Source organism: Nocardia sp. 149-1B, assembly GCF_057747975.1.
The window spans coordinates 2,166,523-2,183,975 of the sequence record NZ_CM173233.1 but is presented as its reverse complement, the minus strand read 5'-3'; the positions used below and the strand labels follow the sequence as shown (position 1 = coordinate 2,183,975).

At 70.7% G+C, this 17,453-nt stretch carries 17 protein-coding genes; 11 read left to right on the top strand and 6 right to left on the bottom strand.

The features are described from left to right. Positions 1-47 precede the first annotated feature (47 nt). The gene (locus AC3ANS_RS10480) at positions 48-1,181 is read left to right on the top strand and encodes an NAD(P)-binding domain-containing protein (RefSeq protein WP_488296104.1); all 1,134 of its coding nucleotides are present in this window, start codon (positions 48-50) and stop codon (positions 1,179-1,181) included. 210 nt (positions 1,182-1,391) lie between these two features. Here the strand turns inward: AC3ANS_RS10480 and AC3ANS_RS10475 are convergent, their stop codons facing one another. After that, complete coding sequence (locus tag AC3ANS_RS10475; protein WP_488296103.1) at positions 1,392-2,330, bottom strand: 5'-3' exonuclease; 939 nt, start codon at positions 2,328-2,330, stop codon at positions 1,392-1,394. A 27-nt stretch (positions 2,331-2,357) separates the two neighbouring features. Here AC3ANS_RS10475 and AC3ANS_RS10470 point away from each other — a divergent pair, with 27 nt between their 5' ends. Beyond that, positions 2,358-2,810, top strand: a complete 453-nt coding sequence (locus tag AC3ANS_RS10470; protein ID WP_488296102.1) for an Lrp/AsnC family transcriptional regulator — start codon at positions 2,358-2,360, stop codon at positions 2,808-2,810. 140 nt (positions 2,811-2,950) lie between these two features. Here the strand turns inward: AC3ANS_RS10470 and AC3ANS_RS10465 are convergent, their stop codons facing one another. Further along, the gene (locus tag AC3ANS_RS10465) at positions 2,951-4,357 is read right to left on the bottom strand and encodes a KamA family radical SAM protein (RefSeq protein ID WP_488296101.1); all 1,407 of its coding nucleotides are present in this window, start codon (positions 4,355-4,357) and stop codon (positions 2,951-2,953) included. Between the two features lie 154 nt (positions 4,358-4,511). Here AC3ANS_RS10465 and kdd point away from each other — a divergent pair, with 154 nt between their 5' ends. The 7 genes from kdd to AC3ANS_RS10430 all read left to right on the top strand — a co-directional run bounded on the left by kdd (position 4,512) and on the right by AC3ANS_RS10430 (position 11,549). Next, positions 4,512-5,573, top strand: a complete 1,062-nt coding sequence (gene kdd / locus AC3ANS_RS10460; protein ID WP_488296100.1) for an L-erythro-3,5-diaminohexanoate dehydrogenase — start codon at positions 4,512-4,514, stop codon at positions 5,571-5,573. Next, positions 5,570-7,153 (top strand): lysine 5,6-aminomutase subunit alpha, encoded by a 1,584-nt coding sequence (gene kamD, locus AC3ANS_RS10455; protein ID WP_488296099.1) that lies wholly within the window; start codon positions 5,570-5,572, stop codon positions 7,151-7,153. Before kdd ends, kamD begins: the two co-directional genes overlap by 4 nt. Next, a complete protein-coding gene (kamE, locus tag AC3ANS_RS10450; protein WP_488296098.1) occupies positions 7,150-7,905 on the top strand; it encodes a lysine 5,6-aminomutase subunit beta in 756 nt (251 codons plus the stop codon). The genes kamD and kamE overlap by 4 nt, the downstream gene beginning before the upstream one ends. Then, positions 7,902-8,288 (top strand): 3-aminobutyryl-CoA ammonia lyase, encoded by a 387-nt coding sequence (gene kal, locus AC3ANS_RS10445; RefSeq protein WP_488296097.1) that lies wholly within the window; start codon positions 7,902-7,904, stop codon positions 8,286-8,288. Before kamE ends, kal begins: the two co-directional genes overlap by 4 nt. A 460-nt stretch (positions 8,289-8,748) precedes the next feature. Further along, a complete protein-coding gene (gene lnt / locus AC3ANS_RS10440; RefSeq protein WP_488296096.1) occupies positions 8,749-10,329 on the top strand; it encodes an apolipoprotein N-acyltransferase in 1,581 nt (526 codons plus the stop codon). A 34-nt stretch (positions 10,330-10,363) separates the two neighbouring features. Next, positions 10,364-11,086, top strand: a complete 723-nt coding sequence (locus AC3ANS_RS10435) for a polyprenol monophosphomannose synthase (RefSeq protein ID WP_488296470.1) — start codon at positions 10,364-10,366, stop codon at positions 11,084-11,086. Positions 11,087-11,096: 10 nt separating this feature from the next. Next, positions 11,097-11,549, top strand: a complete 453-nt coding sequence (locus AC3ANS_RS10430; RefSeq protein ID WP_488296095.1) for an FxsA family protein — start codon at positions 11,097-11,099, stop codon at positions 11,547-11,549. A 12-nt stretch (positions 11,550-11,561) separates the two neighbouring features. Here AC3ANS_RS10430 and AC3ANS_RS10425 read toward each other — a convergent pair whose 3' ends face one another. The 3 genes from AC3ANS_RS10425 to AC3ANS_RS10415 form a co-directional block, all read right to left on the bottom strand. Continuing rightward, positions 11,562-11,948 (bottom strand): RNA polymerase-binding protein RbpA, encoded by a 387-nt coding sequence (locus AC3ANS_RS10425; RefSeq protein WP_488296094.1) that lies wholly within the window; start codon positions 11,946-11,948, stop codon positions 11,562-11,564. Positions 11,949-12,141: 193 nt separating this feature from the next. After that, entirely contained in the window at positions 12,142-13,518 is a 1,377-nt protein-coding gene (locus AC3ANS_RS10420) for an MFS transporter (RefSeq protein WP_488296093.1), read from the bottom strand. Continuing rightward, positions 13,515-14,327, bottom strand: a complete 813-nt coding sequence (locus AC3ANS_RS10415) for a glycerophosphodiester phosphodiesterase family protein (protein ID WP_488296092.1) — start codon at positions 14,325-14,327, stop codon at positions 13,515-13,517. Before AC3ANS_RS10415 ends, AC3ANS_RS10420 begins: the two co-directional genes overlap by 4 nt. 63 nt (positions 14,328-14,390) lie before the next feature. On the opposite strand from AC3ANS_RS10415, the gene AC3ANS_RS10410 reads away from it, so the two are divergent. Next, entirely contained in the window at positions 14,391-14,663 is a 273-nt protein-coding gene (locus AC3ANS_RS10410) for a TFIIB-type zinc ribbon-containing protein (protein WP_488296091.1), read from the top strand. Between the two features lie 129 nt (positions 14,664-14,792). Here the strand turns inward: AC3ANS_RS10410 and AC3ANS_RS10405 are convergent, their stop codons facing one another. After that, positions 14,793-16,319 (bottom strand): helix-turn-helix domain-containing protein, encoded by a 1,527-nt coding sequence (locus tag AC3ANS_RS10405; RefSeq protein ID WP_488296090.1) that lies wholly within the window; start codon positions 16,317-16,319, stop codon positions 14,793-14,795. Positions 16,320-16,413: 94 nt separating this feature from the next. Between AC3ANS_RS10405 and AC3ANS_RS10400 the strand changes: the two genes are divergently transcribed. Then, on the top strand, positions 16,414-17,430 hold the full coding sequence (locus AC3ANS_RS10400; protein WP_488296089.1) for a zinc-dependent alcohol dehydrogenase family protein: 1,017 nt from the start codon (positions 16,414-16,416) through the stop codon (positions 17,428-17,430). Positions 17,431-17,453: the final 23 nt, after the last annotated feature.

Genomic DNA, 17,453 nt, shown 5'->3' with positions numbered 1-17,453 from the left:
CGGTGCGACGTACGTCACATCGCGTCATCCTGGGGAGGGAGGGCGTCATGCCAGAACGGACCGACCTGCTCGTCGTCGGCGCGGGGCCGTACGCCTACGCGACCGCGGCGTACGCCGGAAGCCGGGGGATCGACACCCACGTCGTGGGCGTGCCGATGGCGTCCTGGCGCGACCAGATGCCCCGCGACATGTACCTGCGCTCCGGTCCCGACTGGCACCTGGACGCGACCGGGGAGCACACGTTCGCGGCGTACTTCGAGGAGCACGGTCTCGACCCCGGGGAGCACGACCCGATCCCGATCGGGGTGTTCCTCGACCACACCGAGTGGTTCGCCGCGGCCAAGGGCCTCCACCCCGATCCGCGTCTCGTCGCCGACCTGGCCAAGCCGGACGGCCGCTTCGTGGCGACCATGGCCGACGGGTCCACCATCTCGGCCGAGCGCGTCGTCGCCGCCCCCGGGGTCGGCTACTTCGCCCAGCTGCCCGAGTGGCACGCCTCGGTGCCGGCCGATCGGCGGTCGCACACCAGCTCGCTCGTGTCCTTCGAGGCCCTGGCTGGCCGCCGGGTCGCCGTGATCGGGGGACGGCAAAGCGCCTACGAGTGGGCGGCCCTGCTGTGCGACCACGGCGCCGAGCGCGTCGACGTCGTCCACCGTCACGACACCCCGGACTTCGCCAAGGTCAGCTGGTCCTTCGTCGACGAGTACGTCGACCAGACGCTGGCCCACCGCGGGTGGTGGCGTGGCCTGGCCGCCGACGACCAGGCCGCGATCGCGCGGAAGTTCTGGGAGGTCGGCCGGCTGACGCTGGAGCACTGGCTCGTGCCCCGGCTCGATCCCACGGTCGTCCAGCGGCACCCCCGTTCGGAGGTCGTCGCCGTCTCGGCCTCCGGAGCCGCTGTGAGCCTGACTCTGAGCGACGGATCGGTGCTCGAGGTCGACCACGTCGTCTTCGCGAGCGGCTACCGAGCCGACCTCTCGCGGGTGCCCTACCTGGCTGGGGTCCTGGACCGGGTTGCCGTCACCGACGGCTTCCCGGACCTCTCGGAGGGGTTCGAGACCACCCTGCCGGGGCTCTCGATCGTCGGCTTCGCCGCCACCCGCGACTTCGGACCGTTCTACGGCTTCACCAAGGGCTGTCCCTCCGCCGCCCAGCTCGTCGTCGACGAGATGCTTCGCTGAGCAACCCCGCCGACCCAGGTGCCCGGAAATCATGTCGTTTGGTCACCAACGACAACTTTCGGGACGCGAGATCTGTCGTTGGTGACCAAACCGCAGCGATTCAGCGCCGCGCCTCGGCTCCAGGCCGCCCGCTCGCAACTGTCGCCGTTTGGTCACCAACGACAAGAGTCAGGCCGGCGGATCTGTCGTTGGTGACCAAACGACGGGGATTCAGCCGCCGACGAGGACGGTGGTGAGGCGCTGGACGGGGCTCTCGAGACCCCAACGGTGGGCGAGCTCGGCGACGCGGGGGAGGTCACGGGGCTCGGGGGGCAGCGCGGTCTCAGGTGCACCCAGGTCGAGGTCTCGGGCGACGGCGACGACCTGAGGGGCGACGGAGAGGTAGTCGGCCGCGCCCTTGATCTTGGCGCGAGGGCCGGGGGCGAGGTCGGAGTCGGGGTCGGCCGCGGCGGCGAGGATGCCGTCGATGTCGCCGAAGCGGCCGAGCAGGGTCGCGGCGGTCTTGTCGCCCACACCGGCCACGCCGGGCAGGCCGTCGGATGCGTCGCCGCGGAGCGTGGCGAAGTCGGCGTACTGCCGAGCGTCGACGGCGTACTTGCTGCGCACCCAGTCGTTGGTGACCCGCTCGTGGTTGCCGACACCGCGGGCGATGTAGAGCACCCGCACGTCAGCCTCGTCGTCGACCAGCTGGAACAGGTCACGGTCGCCGGTGACGATGTCCACCGGCGACCGCGCCTGAGCGGCCAGCGAACCGATCACATCGTCGGCCTCGTAGCCGTCGGCGCCCAGCACGCAGATCCCGAACGCGTCGAGGACCTCGCGGATGATCGGCACCTGCACCTCGAGCGGGTGCGGCACCTCCTCGACGTCCGGTGCGCCGGTGCGCTCCGCCTCGACCCGGTGCGCCTTGTACGACGGCAGCAGGTCGACCCGCCACTGCGGACGCCAGTCGTTGTCCCAGCACGCGACCAGGTGCGTGGGCCGGTAGTCGCCGACCAGCCGGGAGATGAAGTCGAGCAGGCCACGCACCGCGTTGACCGGCGTGCCGTCAGGGCCCTTGATCTCCGGGACCCCGTAGAACGCCCGGAAGTACATCGAGGCGGAGTCGAGAAGCATCAGGCGCCCGGGCTGGTCCGTCACGACCCGCATCCTGCCACGCGCCGCTACGCTGACGGCGTGAGCCAGTCCGAACTCGAAGGCACCGACCGCAAGATCCTGGACCTGCTTGCCAATGACGGGCGGATGTCGTTCACCGACCTGGGCAAGGCCACCGGGCTCTCCACCTCCGCGGTCCACCAGCGGGTCAAGCGGCTCGAGGGCCGGGGCCTGATCAAGGGGTACGGCGCCACCATCGACCACGAGCAGCTCGGGCTGCCGCTCACGGCGTTCATCTCGATCCGGCCGATCGACCCCTCCCAGCCCGACGACTCCCCGGAGCGGGTGCGCGGCATCCCCGAGATCGAGTCGTGCTGGTCGGTCGCCGGCGACGAGTCGTACATCCTCAAGGTCCGCGTCGGCACGCCGACCGATCTGGAGGACCTGCTCGCCCGCATCCGCGCGGCCGCCAACGTCTCGACCCGCACCACGATCGTGCTCTCGACGCCGTACGAAGGTCGCTCGATCACCTGAGTCCGCAGCGCCAGGTCGCTCGAGAACCCTGTCGTTTGGTCACCAACCACAGGTTCTGGACGCCGGGGAGTGTCGTTGGTGACCAAACGACGGCAATTCGACCGGCCGGCCAGGGGCGGGCGCCGGGACGGCCCGGCGGGTCAGTCGAGGGCGTGCTCGGCCCACCACGCCTGGCCGGAGGCCGGCAGGGTGTGGATCGGGTCGTAGTACTCATAGGTCCGCGACAGCGCATCGGCCGCGCTCTCGCCGTCGACCTCGATCGAGGTGCGGTAGTTCTTGGTCCAGTAGGAGATGCCGCGCTCGGTGTCGTAGTCGGCGATCTGGTGGACCCAGCGCTTGCCGACGAACGGCACGTCGCACACGATCCGCGGGGTCGCGAAGCCCGGCAGGTAGCCCATGATGTGGTGCTGCAGCCCCTGCGCGTCGGCGACCGAGACCCGCCAGTGCTCCGAGAACGGGATCATGTCGCACATGTAGAAGTAGTAGGGCATGACCTGAGCGCCGTCGAGGAGCCGGAAGCACAGGTCGAGGAGCGCGTGCGGGTCGGCATTCACACCGTTGAGCAGCACCCCCTGGTTGCGCACGTCGCGTACGCCGGCCTCGAACATCGCTCCGGCCGCCTGGGCGACCAGCGGGGTGATGGAGTTGGCGTGGTTGGCGTGGGTGTGGATCGCGATCGAGACCCCGCGCGAGCGGGCCACTCCCGCCACCCGCGCCATGCCGGCGCGGACGTCGTCCTGCAGCCAGTGCTGGGGGAGGCCGACCAGCGCCTTGGTGGCCAGACGGATGTCGCGGATGTTCTCGATCTCGAGCACCTGGGTCAGGAAGTCCTCGAGCCGGGGCCACGGCATGTTCGCCACGTCGCCACCGGAGACGACCACGTCGCGCACCTGAGGCGTACGACGCAGGTAGTCGAGCATGTCGCCGAGCCGGTCGTTGGGCTTGGCCACGAACTTCAGCTTGTCGATGACGGGCGTGGAGTTGCCGACCAGGTCCATCCGCGTGCAGTGCCCGCAGTACTGCGGGCAGGTGGGGAGCAGCTCGGCGAGCACCTTGGTGGGGTAGCGGTGGGTGAGGCCCTCGGCCACCCACATGTCGTGCTCGTGCAGCGAGTCACGGGTGGCGTGCGGGTGTGAAGGCCAGTCGGTGCGCCGGTCGGAGAACACCGGGATCATGTAGTGCCGCACCGGGTCGGCGTAGAACGCGTCGGTCAGGGAACCCGGCCCGGCAGGCACCGCCTCGGGCATCATCGTGTTCATCATCTGCGGCGGCACGAGCATCGACATCGTCGCCCGCTCGGCCTGGTCGCGCTCGAGATCGGCGTAGAAGCGCTCGTCGACCAGGTCGCCGAACAGCTCGCGCAGCTGCTTGAGGTTCTTCACGCAGTGAGCGCGCTGCCACTGCACCGACTCCCACTCGAGGCGGGTGACGTCGCGCCACCCGGGGAAGCGGGTCCAGTCCGGCTCGACGAGCTCGGCGCGCCGGTAGGCGTAGGGCTGGTCGTTGCGTCCCTCGACCAGGGAGGCGATGGAGGTCTCGATGCTCATCGTGGGGCTCCTCGGAGGCGCCGGGTGGGTGCGGTCGGCGCGCCGGTTGTGTCCGTCGCGCCCTGTCTGCCAGAGTAGGAGAAGATCATCCTGTCTGTCCAAAGCAACACCGCATCTTTTCCTGTCAGATCGAGTATTCATCGGAGGACGCGCCGTGACGACGCCCCGCGCCAGCGATCCCACCGGCCTGCACCGGGTGCTCGACACGGTGTCGGGAGGCGGCGCCCGGCTGCCCCAGGCCGCCGAGCGGCTCGACACCCGTCGCGAGCTCTGGCCCGACGAGGTGCGCGTGCGGGTCGAGCGGCTCAACCTCGACGCGGCGTCGTACCGCCAGCTGGAGCGCAAGCACTCCGTGGCCGGCAGGGTCGACGGTGACGCGGTCCGGGCCGAGGTCCGCGAGATCGTCGGCCGCCGCGGGAAGATGCAGAACCCCGAGACCGGCTCGGGCGGGATGCTCGTCGGCACGGTCGAGGAGGTCGGGGCGGACTCGCCGCTGGGCCTCACGGTGGGCGACCGGGTTGCGACGCTGGTCTCCCTGACCCTGACCCCGCTCGTGATCGAGGACGGGCTCGCCCGGTGGGACGGCCTGGGGGAGCAGGTGCCGTGCGACGGGTACGCCGTGCTGTTCGGCCGCTCCATCGCCGCGGTCCTGCCCGACGACCTCGCCCCTGAGCTCAGCCTCTCGGTGATGGACGTGTGCGGAGCGCCCGCCCTGACGGCCCGGGTCGTCGGTTCGTACGCCGAGCCCGTGGTGGCCGTCGTGGGCGGTGCCGGCAAGTCCGGCTCGTTGAGCCTGGCCGCCGCCCGGGCAGCCGGCGCCCGCCGCGTCATCGGGGTCGTGCCGCACCAGGCCGAGGCCGACCTCCTGCGCGAGTCGGGCCTGGCGGACGAGGTCGTGATCGCCGACGCCCGCGACGCGATCGCACTGCGCGACGCCGTCACGAGCGCCGGCGGACCGGCCGACGTCACCGTCGTGTGCGTCGACGTCCCCGGCTGCGAGGGCGGCGCGATCCTCGCTACCGCCGAACGCGGCACCGTGGTGTTCTTCTCCATGGCCACGTCGTTCTCCGCGGCCGCACTCGGCGCCGAGGGCCTGGCCGCCGACGTCACGATGCTGATCGGCAACGGTTACGCCCCCGGGCACTCGGCGTACGCCCTGGAGCTGCTGCGAGAGACCCCGGGCGTACGCAGCCTGTTCGAGAGGAGGATGGGATGAGCGGCACCCCGCGCGACAAGCTCGGTCTGGACCCGGCCACCGTCAAGCAGGCCCGCGCGCTGGCGCGCAAGGCCGGACGGCCGATCGTGACGATGGCCAAGAACCACACGACCGTGGCGGTCGAGCGCGCCACCCTGCGCCTTGCCGGCCTCGAGGGCGCCGACCCCGACGGCACACCCTGGGTCAACCGCCTCCTGGACGTCGTCCGTGCCGACCTCGCCGACGACGGCGGCCTCGAGCACGGCGTCGCGCTCCCCGTCTGGGACGCCCTGCTGCGCGGCGAGGCCGACGACCTGGTGACGCTGGCGGAGAAGGCGTCGGCCGGGTCGGTCCGGTTCCGGCTCCCCGACGGCAAGGACGCCGAGCGCGCTCGCCGGGCCTCGCGGCAGCAGGTCGGCCGCGGCATCAAGCTCATCGACCGGCGCCGCGCCGAGCGCGACCGGCTGATCCGGCGCTACGGCGACGCACCCCGCACACCCTGGATCTACCTGATCGTCGCCACCGGCGACATCTACGAGGACATCCCGCAAGCCCAGGCCGCGGCCCGGGCCGGGGCCGACGTGATCGCGGTGATCCGCTCCACCGGCCAGAGCCTGCTCGACTTCGTGCCCGAGGGCGCGACCCGTGAAGGATTCGCCGGCACCTACGCCACCCAGGAGAACTTCCGGCTGATGCGAGCCGCGCTCGACGAGTCGAGCAAGGAGCTCGGCCGCTACGTGCGGCTGACCAACTACGCCTCGGGGCTGTGCATGCCCGAGATCGCGGCCTTGGCCGGCATGGAGCGGCTCGACATGATGCTCAACGACTCGATGTACGGGATCCTGTTCCGCGACATCAACCCGGTGCGCACGTTCGTCGACCAGCGCTTCAGCCGTCAGGTCCACGCCCGGGCCGGCATCATCATCAACACCGGTGAGGACAACTACCTCACCACCGCCGATGCCGTGGAGGCCGCGCACACGGTCACCACCAGCCAGCTCCTCAACGAGTACTTCGCCAAGGAGGCGGGCCTCGAGGACTGGCAGCTCGGTCTCGGCCACGCCTTCGAGATCGACCCCGAGGTGCCCGACTCCTTCCGGCTCGAGCTCGCCCACGCCCTGTTGGCGCGCGAGCTGTTCCCGAAGGCTCCGCTGAAGTGGATGCCTCCCACGCGGCACATGACCGGGGACGTGTTCCGCGGATACCTCCTCGACGGGTTCTTCAACCTCGTCGGGGCGCTCACCGGGCAGGGCATCCTGCTGGTCGGGATGATGACCGAGGCGGTCGTGACGCCGTGGATCTCCGACCGCGACCTCGCGCTGCAGAACGTCCGCTACGTCATGAACGCCGCCGGCAACCTGCACCAGGACTTCCGCCCCGAGCCGGAGGGCTTCATCGTGCAACGCGCCCGCCAGGTGCTGGCCGAGTCGATCGACCTGCTCGACCGGATCGCCGACGACACGCTGCTCAACGCGATCGCCGACGGCACCTTCGGCCTGATGAAGCGGCCCGCCGACGCCGGCAAGGGCCTCGACGGCGTGGCACGCAAGTCCAGCTCCTACTTCAACCCCGCCAGCGAGATCCTCGAGGCCCAGGCATGAGCGAGCTCATTCGTCCGTACGGCGACACCACCGGTGACGGCATGGTGCAGATCAGCTTCACCCTCCCGATCAACGGGGAGGGCGACCACCTCAAGGTGGCTGAGGGTGCCGCCGCCCAGCTCGCCAACAAGATGGGCATGGACCCCGCACTGGTCGTGCACGCCAAGCCCATGGGGCCGGACTTCACGTTCTTCGTCGTCTACGGCCGGGTCAACCACCTCGTCAACGTCGACGAGGTCGTGGTCGTCGAGCGCGACTTCCCGCTGCTGACGCCCAAGGAGGCCAACGCCGCGATCAAGCGGGCACTGCGTCGCCGGCTCGTGGTCGTCGGCGGCTGCATCGGCACGGATGCCCACACCGTCGGGATCGACGCGATCCTCAACATCAAGGGGTTCGCGGGGGAGAAGGGCCTGGAGTACTACCGCGAGCTGAAGGTCGTGAACCTCGGCGCTCAGGTCTCGGTGCCGCAGCTCGTCGAGCGGGCGCGGGCCGAGAAGGCGGACGCGGTGCTCGTCTCCCAGGTCGTCACGCAGCGCGACGCCCACCTGCTCAACACCCGAGAGATGTCCGCGGCGTTCCGCGAGGCCTACCCCGCCGAGCGCCGTCCGCTGCTCGTCGTCGGAGGGCCGCGGTTCGACGAGTCCATGGCCGCGGAGCTCGGTGTCGACCGGGTCTTCGTCCGCGGTACGACGCCGGCCGAGGTGGCCTCCTACCTCGTCCACCGGCTGGCACGGAAGGGAGTCGCAGCATGAGCGCAGAGACCGGGACCCGGGTGGTGCACCGCCGTTACGTGCCGTACTCGCACGCCCACTACGCCGGCAACTTGGTCGACGGGGCCTACAGCCTGGGGCTCTTCGGCGATGTCGCCACCGAGATGTGCATCCGCACCGATGGCGACGAGGGCCTGTTCGCGTCGTACTCCGACGTCCAGTTCCGCGCCCCCCTCCGGGCCGGAGACGTCCTGGAGATCAGCTGCGAGCTCGTGCGGGTCGGCACCCGTTCACGGGTCATGGAGTTCGCCGTCCACGTGGTGGCGCGTGGCGCCGCCACGGCCGAGCGGCCCGGAGCGGCCGAGGTCCTGACCGAGCCGCTGCTGGCGACGACGGCGACCGGGACGGTCGTCGTACCGGGCTGACGCCTCGATCCTCGGCGCGTCGGCGGCGACACGCCGAAGACGGTTCGAAATCGTTGAGATTTTCCTCGGCCGGGACACGTCCGTGACCTGCGATTTCATGCGTTCTCGCAGGTCATTGGCAGGTTGACAGCCAGCCACTCGGCGATCCAGTGTGTGCCGTCCGCCCATGCAGATCGTGGCCGGCGAACCGACGTCCGAGTGGCCGGGTCGGAGGATGGCAGTGCCAACCATCCGTCCACCTGGTCCGCGGAGGTCGGTCCGCTCCGCGAGGACGGATACGGAAGGGACTCGTATCCCCTAGACAACAGTCACGTTCTCGACAGCCAGTCGGCGTCGTGCTGGTCCGAAGGGTGCGGCTCCCTTCCGTGATCTGCAAGGTCGGGGGCCGCACGGCAGTGCGCCCCGGGCCAGCGGTGGGGCGGAACCGGTCCGACGGGGGTCGGACCGGTATTTTCTTCTCGTGCCCGCCCGACTCCTCCTCGCCCTGCTGTCGGGTGCTGCGCTGTCCCTGGCGTTCGAGCCGGTCGCGGTCCCCGTGGTCATCCCGTTCGCGGTCGCGGGGTTCGTGCTCTCGGTCCGGGGTCTGCGGGTCCACCTCGCCCTCCTGACCGGGCTGGCCTTCGGCCTCGGCTTCGAGCTGTTCCTGCTGTTCTGGATGCGCACTGTCGGCCCGGACGCCTGGATCGGGCTCGCGATCTGGCAGTCGGTGTACTTCGCGGTACTCGGCGCAGGTGCGGCATTGCTCCAGCGACACCGGCTGTGGCCGCTCTGGGTCGCCGCCGGCTGGGTGAGCACCGAGATCTGGTACGGCACCTGGCCGTTCAGTGGGATGCCCTGGGGCCGGCTGGCCTTCGCCGTGGTCGACACCCCGCTGGCCGACGCGCTGCCGTGGATCGGCTCGACCGGTGTCAGCCTCGTGGCCGCCCTGGGCGGCACCCTGCTCTCCTGGGTCGTCGTCGAGCACGGCCGCGCCCGGCTGGTCGCCGCCGGGTTGCTCGTGGCGCTCATCGCGGCCGGCCTCCTGCTCCCGCAGGTCGTCGCCTGGAAGGTGGAGCCGCAGGGCACGGCAACGGTCGCTGTGGTCCAAGGCGACGTACCCGGGAACGGCGACGACATCCTCTACGACTTCCGGCAGGTGACGCAGAACCAGGTGGACGTCACCGTCCAGCTCGCCCGCGACGTCGAGGCGGGTACCGTCGAGCGCCCCGACTTCGTGCTGTGGCCGGAGAACTCGACCGCGATAGACCCGTTCCGTGACACCCAGACCAACGCCGACATCCGGGCGGCCAGCGCCGCCATCGGGGTGCCGATCCTCGTGGGTGCGATCGTGGACGCCGGTCCGGACCACGTGCTCAACCAGGGCATCGTCTGGGACCCGGTCACCGGCGCGGGAGACCGCTACACCAAGCACCACCCCGTCGTGTTCGGCGAGTACATTCCGTTCCGCAGTCTCCTCGACAACCTCCAGATCGGCCGCCTGAACATGGTCGGACGCGACATGCTGGAGGGCACCCGCCATACCCCACTGCAGGTCGCCGGCATCAAGGTCGCCGACTCGATCTGCTTCGACGTGGCGTACGACGACAGTATCTATGCCCAGGTGAGCCGGGGTGCTCAGCTGCTGACCGTGCAGACCAGCAACGCCACGTTCATCCACACCGACCAGATCGACCAGCAGTTCGCGATCACCCGGCTGCGGGCGATCGAGACCGGCCGGTGGCTCGCGGTCGCCTCGACCAACGGAGTCTCCGGCGTGATCGCCCCTGACGGGCACGTGGTCGCCAGCGCGGCGCCGCGCACCCAGCGGGTGCTGGTCGAGCGCGTCGGGCTGGTCGACGGCCTCACCCCGGCCGTGCGCATGGGGCCGTGGCCGGGACGGTTCTGCATCGCGCTGACCGCCGTTGGCCTGCTGGTCACCCTCGGGTCTGGGCGTGTCCCGTATCGTCGTAAGGACCGGCAGCAGGCCGAGGACGGCCCAGCAGCCTCCGACCTCCCCGTCGCTGCCCCGACCGTGAGTGGAGGGCGTACCGCAGGTGAGTGAGGGCAGCAGCGTCGGAGGCCTCGGCCGCGTCGTGATGGTGATCCCGACGTACAACGAGGCCAGCAACCTGGCGTGGATCGTGGGCCGGCTGCGCGCCGCGCAGCCGCAGGTGGATGTCCTCGTCGTCGACGACGGCTCGCCCGACGGCACCGGCGCGATCGCGGACGAGCTTGCCGCCGCCGACCCCGCGGTGTCGGTGGTGCACCGGAGCGCGAAGGCCGGGCTGGGCGCGGCGTACCTGCACGGCTTCCGGGTGGCTCTCGACGCCGGCTACGACGTGATCGGGGAGATGGATGCCGACGGCTCTCACCAGCCCGAGCAGCTCGACCGGCTGCTCGATGCGCTGGCGTCCGCCGACCTGGTGATCGGCTCGCGATGGGTGCCGGGCGGGTCGGTCGTGAACTGGCCGCTGCGCCGCGAGCTGCTCTCCCGGGGCGGCAACCTCTACGTCCGGATGCTGCTGGGAGTGCGCGTGCGAGACGCGACCGCGGGGTTCCGGCTGTTCCGGCGCGCGACGCTGGAGAAGATCGACCTCGAGTCCGTCGAGTCGACCGGCTACGTCTTCCAGACCGACATGGTCGCGCGAGCGCTCTCGGCGGGGCTCACCGTTCGCGAGGTGCCGATCGAGTTCGTCGAGCGGGTCCGCGGTGACTCCAAGATGAGCGGCGCGGTCGCGACCGAGTCCCTCAAGCGGATCACCGTCTGGGGCCTCCACGAGCGTGCCGCGCAGGTACGCCGGGCCTGGCGGCGCCGATGAGCAGGCCCGGATGAGCAGGCGTCGTCGCCCGGTCGCACTGGGCCTGGTGCTCGCGTTCGTCGTGATGCCACTGCTGGAGATCTACGTGATCGTCCAGGTCGGTCAGGCGATCGGCGCGGCCTGGACGATGCTGCTGCTGGTGGTCGACAGCATCGTCGGCGCCTGGCTGGTCCGGCGCGAGGGCGGACGGGCCTGGGCGGCCCTGCGCGAGGCTCTCGGCAGCGGCCGGATGCCTGCTCGCGAGCTGGCAGACGGGGCGCTGATCCTCATCGGCGGCACGCTGATGCTGGCCCCCGGCTTCGTGACCGACGTGCTCGGGCTGCTGCTGGTGCTGCCCCCCACCCGCCCGGTGTTCCGGCGGTTGCTGGGCGTGCTGGTGGGCCGTCAGGTCCTCGTGAACGTGACTCGCCCCGGACGCGGACCCGAGGGTCCGGTCGTCCGGGGCGAAGTCATCGACGAGTAGCGACGCGTCCCGCTAGGCCGACGCGCGCTTCTTCTTCTGGTTGACGCGGTGCAGGTGCGCGGGACCGATCTCCCCGTCACGAAGCAGCTGGAGCCGCTCCTTGAGGATGTCCTCGAGCTCCTTCTCCGAGCGCCGCTCGAGCAGCATGTCCCAGTGGGTGCGAGCCGGCTTCTCAGCCTTCGCCTCGGGCTGGATGCCGGAGACGCTCAGTCCCTCGGCACCGCAGCGCGGGCACTCCCACACCGCCGGGACATCGGCCTCGACCGACATCGTGATCTCGAACTCGTGCCCCTGGGGGCACCGATACCCGACCTGCTGACGAGCCGCGAACTCGATGCCGCGCTCGTCCTCGAAACTCTGGCCCCCGAGCCGCGCTCCACGCAGTGTGCGCTCCGCCATGAGCCACCTCCCGAATTCGTTTCCCCCGTGCATTGACCGAGACGGACGAACTCCGATGTTCGTGACACCGGACTCCGGGATTTCTTGTACCCAGCCGGACGACGTCTCAACCCGTTCAACGGTACTGGGGGGTTGATCATTCCAGGAATCGCCGACGTGGGCGCCCTCACACCCGCGCCGGCCACCGCCCGGTTCAGACCACCCGCGGCACCGCGTTGCCCGCCTCCGCGATCCCACGACGTGGGTCGACGCGCAGCAGGAAGCCGATGCCGAGCACGAACAGCACCATCAGGGCCAGCAGCGCCGGACGGTAGGAGTCCGTCCACTGGTGGACCACACCGAAGATCAGCGTCCCGACCCAGCTCGTGCCTCGTTCGCAGGCCTGGTAGAGGGAGAAGTACTCGGCCTCGCGCCCTCGGGGGATCAGCTGGCTGTAGAACGAGCGCGAGAGCGCCTGGGTGCCGCCCAGCACGATCCCGATGCCCACCGCGAGCAGGAGGAACAGCGGGAAGTTCCCGTCGGGGGTGAGCCAGCCGGCCACCACCACCAGCAACCAGACGAAGAGCCCGCCCAGGATCACCCGGTAGGCGCCGCGCCCGCGGGCGACCCGGCCGAACCACAGCGCGCCGAGGATCCCCACGAACTGGACCACCAGGAACGCCAGCAGCACGGTGCTCTTCTCGAACCCGAGCTGCTTCTCGCCGTACACCGACGCGGCGTAGATCACCGTCTGGATGCCGTCGTTGTAGAACAGGTAGGCCAGCAGGAACGTCATCGTGACCGGGTAGCGGCGCAGGTCCTTCAGCGTCCGCCACAGCTGGCCGAAGCTCGCCTGCAGCAGGCCGCCCGGCTCGGCGACCACGTCGACCGGTGGCCGGGAGCGGATCCCGCGGACCGGGATGATCGTGAACGCCGCCCACCAGACGCCGGCGCTCAGCAGGCTGATGCGCACCGCGAGCTCGGTGTGGTCGCTCATCACGGTCAGCAGCCCGAAGTTGAGCGCCAGCAGCAGTCCACCGCCCAGGTAGCCGAGTGCCCAGCCCCGCGAGGACACCCGGTCGCGGTCGTCCGGCTCGGCGATCTCGACCAGCAGCGCGTCGTACACGACCAGGCTCGCGCCCAGGAACAGGGTCGCGAGCAGCAGCAGGACGGCCCCCAGCTGCCAGCTGCTGCCGGCCACGAGGAACATCGCCATCGCCATCACGCTGCCGGCCCAGGCGAAGCCACCGAGCAGGCGGGGCTTGCGGCCACTGCGGTCGGCGACCGCGCCGACGACGGGGAGCACGAGCGCGGAGAGGATCGTGGCCGCGGTGACGATGTAGAAGACCAGGGAGCCGGCCGACAGCGCGATGCCGAGGACATGGAGGTCGTCGGTGCACTTGAGGCCCTTGTCCTCGTCGGTCGCGAAGCCGCAGGCGGCCTTCTCGGCGACCGAGGTGAGGTACGGCGCGAACAGCACCGCGGCGGTCGTCGTGACGTAGGCGCTGTTGGCCCAGTCGTACCAGTACCAGGCCTTCTGCTCCCGGGCCCGCCGCAGCGGCCCCAGGTCCGCCAACCCGCTCGCCGTCATGTCGTCTCCCTCCACTGGGCCCTCCACTGGGCCCGCTCGGTGAGGACGGCCTTGAGTATGTCGGTCCGGTCGCTGAACAGGCCGTCGACGCCCCGGTCGAGCAGGAGGTGCATCTCCCCGGCCTCGTCGATCGTCCACACGTGGACGTGCCGGCCGGCCGCGTGCGCGCGGCGAACCAGCCCGGCGGTGGCGACCGTGATGCGGCCGCGCCGATGGGGCACCTGGAGCGCGGTGGCCCGGCCGCGGGTCAACAACCCCGCGAGCCGGCCACTGGGCAGGAGCCGGAAGAGGGCGATCTCCCCGGGCGTCGCCGCCGTCGGCACCCGGCCGCCGGTCAGGGCGCGGAACTCCCGCGTCCGGCGCCGGGAGAACGAGCCCACCAGGACCCTGCCCCAGGCTTCACGAGCCGCGAGGAAGTCGGCCAGGACGGGCACGGCGCCGTCGGACTTCAGGTCGATGTTGAAGCGTGCGTGGGGGAAGGCGTCGAAGAGCTCCGCGAGGGTCGGTACCGACTCGCGCCCGCCGACCAGCGCCCGGCGTACCTCCGCGTGGGTGAGGGCGCCGATCTCACCGCGGTGGTCGGTGACCCTGTCCAGCACGCTGTCGTGGAACGCGAGGAGCACGCCGTCGCGGGTGACGTGGACGTCGGTCTCGAGGTAGCCGTAGCCGAGGCCCACCGCGTGACGGAAGGCGGCGAGGGTGTTCTCCAGCCCCTCGATCTCGGGGTGGTAGGCGCCCCCGCGGTGGGCGAAGGCGATGACGGGGCCGGGGTCGTCGAGGTAGGGGAACCCGGTGCGCGGCGTGACCACGCAGAGCAGTAAACCCGACCCCGGGTCCACCCCCGGGGGCCGGGCGGGCGGTAGCGTCGAGCCATGGAGACCTTGACCTGTCCTCGTTGCGGAGCCGAGATGGTCACCCAGACCCTGAGCTCGTCCCTGGGGGAGGGCGAGATCCACCAGTGCCCCGACGGGCACGGGGTCTTCCTGGCCCGCTCCGACCTCGGCGCCCTGATCGAGGCCGAGGGCGACTGGCACCGTCACGCCGGCCAGCACACCGCGCCCATGCCCCGCATCACCGCCGACATGACCGCCCCGCCGGTGGGCAAGCCGTCCCCCCGCGCGTGGGTGGAGACCCTCTTCGAGTAGCCGCGTCTCGCGCGTCGACTTCGTCGCCGCGCGGGCCGCGGATCGCCCTTGGGTCGATCTTCAGACGGTGTGGTTGCGGTCGGCGCGAGGCTTTGGACCCGCGTGCCGAAGTGGCGCTGATCCAGATCGCTAAATGTCTCTGAAGGTCTCGATGGTGGCGCCGAGCTGGTTGAGGCGCTCGGCGAGGTCCTCGTAGCCACGGTGGATGACGTACGTCGAGCGCAGCACCGAGGTGCCCTTCGAGGCGAGCATCGCCAGCAGGATCACCACGGCCGGCCGCAGGGCCGGCGGGCAGACCAGCTCGGTGCCGGTGAAGCTCGTGGGCCCCTCGATCATCACCCGGTGGGGGTCGAGCAGCTTGACCTTCGCGCCGAGCTTGTTGAGGTCGGTGAGGTAGATCGCCCGGTTCTCGTAGACCCAGTCGTGCAGCAGCGTCTGACCCTCGGCCACGGCGGCGATCACCGCGAAGAACGGCAGGTTGTCGATGTTGAGGCCCGGGAACGGCATCGGGTGGATCTTGTCGAGCGGGGCGTGCAGGCTCGAGGCCTTGGTGGTGATGTCGACCAGTCGGGTGTGTCCGTTGAGCGCGACGTACTCCTCGGAGCGGTCGTAGTGGAAGCCCATCTCCTCGAGCAGCGCGAGCTCGATCTCGAGGAACTCGATCGGCACCCGGCGGATCGTGATCGACGACTTGGTGACGATCGCGGCGGCGAGCAGCGACATCGCCTCGATCGGGTCCTCGCTGGGCGCGTAGTCGACGTCGACGTCGATGTCGGCCAGGCCGGTCACCGAGAGCGTGGTGGTGCCGATGCCCTCGATGCGTACGCCGAGGCGCTCGAGGTAGAAGCAGAGGTCCTGGACCATGTAGTTGGACGAGGCGTTGCGGATCACGGTCGTGCCGGGGTGGAGCGCGGCCGCCATCAGAGCGTTCTCGGTGACGGTGTCGCCACGCTCGGTGAGCACGATCGGGCGCTGCGGCTCGATGGCCCGGTTGACCGCCGCGTGGTAGTTGCCCTCGGTCGCCTTGACCTCCAGGCCGAAGGGCCGCAACGCGGCCATGTGGGGCTCGACGGTGCGCGTGCCGAGGTCACAGCCGCCGGCGTACGGCAGCTCGAAGACGTCGGTGCGGTGCAGCAGCGGGCCCAGGAACATGATGATCGAGCGGGTACGCCGCGCGGAGTCGGCGTCGATGTGGTCGAGGTCGAGCTCGCGCGGGGGCACGATCTCGAGGTCGTTGTCGTCGTTGAGCCAGCGGCACTGCACGCCCATGCTCGTCAGCACCTCGAGCAGCCGGTTGACCTCCTCGATCCGCGCGACCTTGCGGAGCGTGGTGCGGCCGCGGTTGAGCAGGGTGGCGCACAGCAGCGCGACCCCGGCGTTCTTGGAGGTCTTCACCGCGATCTCGCCGGACAGCGTGGTCGGGCCGCTCACGCGCAGGTGCGTGGGCCCGGCGCCCAGCGCCACGATCTCTGAGTCGAGCGCCGCGCCGATGCGCGCGAGCATCTCCAGCGAGAGGTTCTGGTGGCCCTTCTCGATCCGGTTGATCGCACTCTGGCTGGTCCCCAGGAGGTCCGCGAGCTGGTGCTGGGTCAACCCCCGGTGCTTGCGTGCGTCGCGGATGAGGTTCCCGATGCGGTTCTTGTATCCCTCACTCATGTCAGCCACGGTAACTCACATATGAGATAAGACAACAACCCGGTCCCCAGGGGTGTCGGGCGCCGGGGTAGGGGCGGCTGACACCATGGGAGACATGCGCGCAACGACGATCCACGGCCCCCGCGACATCCGCGTCTCCGAGGTCCCCGACCCCACGATCGAGGCACCGACCGACGCCATCGTCCGCGTCGTGGCGGGCTGCATCTGCGGCTCGGACCTGTGGCCCTACCGGGGCGAGAACGACGTCACGCCCGGCGACACGATCGGCCACGAGTGCGTGGGCGTCGTGGAGGAGGTCGGCGCAGCGGTGCGGTCGTTCCGCCCCGGCGACTTCGTGATCGTGCCGTTCGACCACTGCGACAACACCTGCCCGCACTGCCTGGCCGGCGCCCAGTCCGCGTGCACCAACCTCGGCTTCACCCAGAGCGGCCAGGCCGAGCTCACCTTGGTGACCCAGGCCGACGGCAGCCTCGTCAAGACCGACGGCATGCCCGACCGCGAGCTGCTGCCCTCGCTCCTGACGCTCTCCGACGTGCTCCCGACCGGGTGGCACGCGGCGGTCTCCGCCGGCGTCCGCGAGGGAGGTACGGCGGTCGTGGTCGGCGACGGCGCGGTCGGACTGTGCGGCGTGCTGGCCGCCTCGGTCATGGGCGCGGAGACCATCGTCGCGATGTCACGCCACGAGCCCCGCCAGGCCGTCGCGCGCCGCTTCGGCGCCACCCACGTGGTCGCGGAGCGGGGCAAGGAGGGCATCGAGGCGATCATGGAGATCACCGGCGGCGTCGGGGCCGACGCCGTGCTGGAGTGTGTCGGGACTGACGACGCCATGCGCAGCGCGTTCTCGATCGCCCGTCCGGGCTCGATGGTCGGCTTCGTCGGCGTACCGCACGGCGTGGAGCTGCCGGTACGCCGCATGTTCCAGCGCAACGTCGGCCTCGCCGGCGGGATGGCGCCGACGCGCCGCTACATCCCCGACCTGCTCGAGCTCGTGCTCAGCGGCCGGATCGAGCCAGGCCTGGTCTTCGACAGCACGCTGCCGCTCGCCGAGGTCGCCGAGGGCTACCGGGCCATGGACGAGCGCCGGGCGATCAAGGTCCTCATCGAGCCCTGACCGGCACCGTAAGCGCCGGTCAG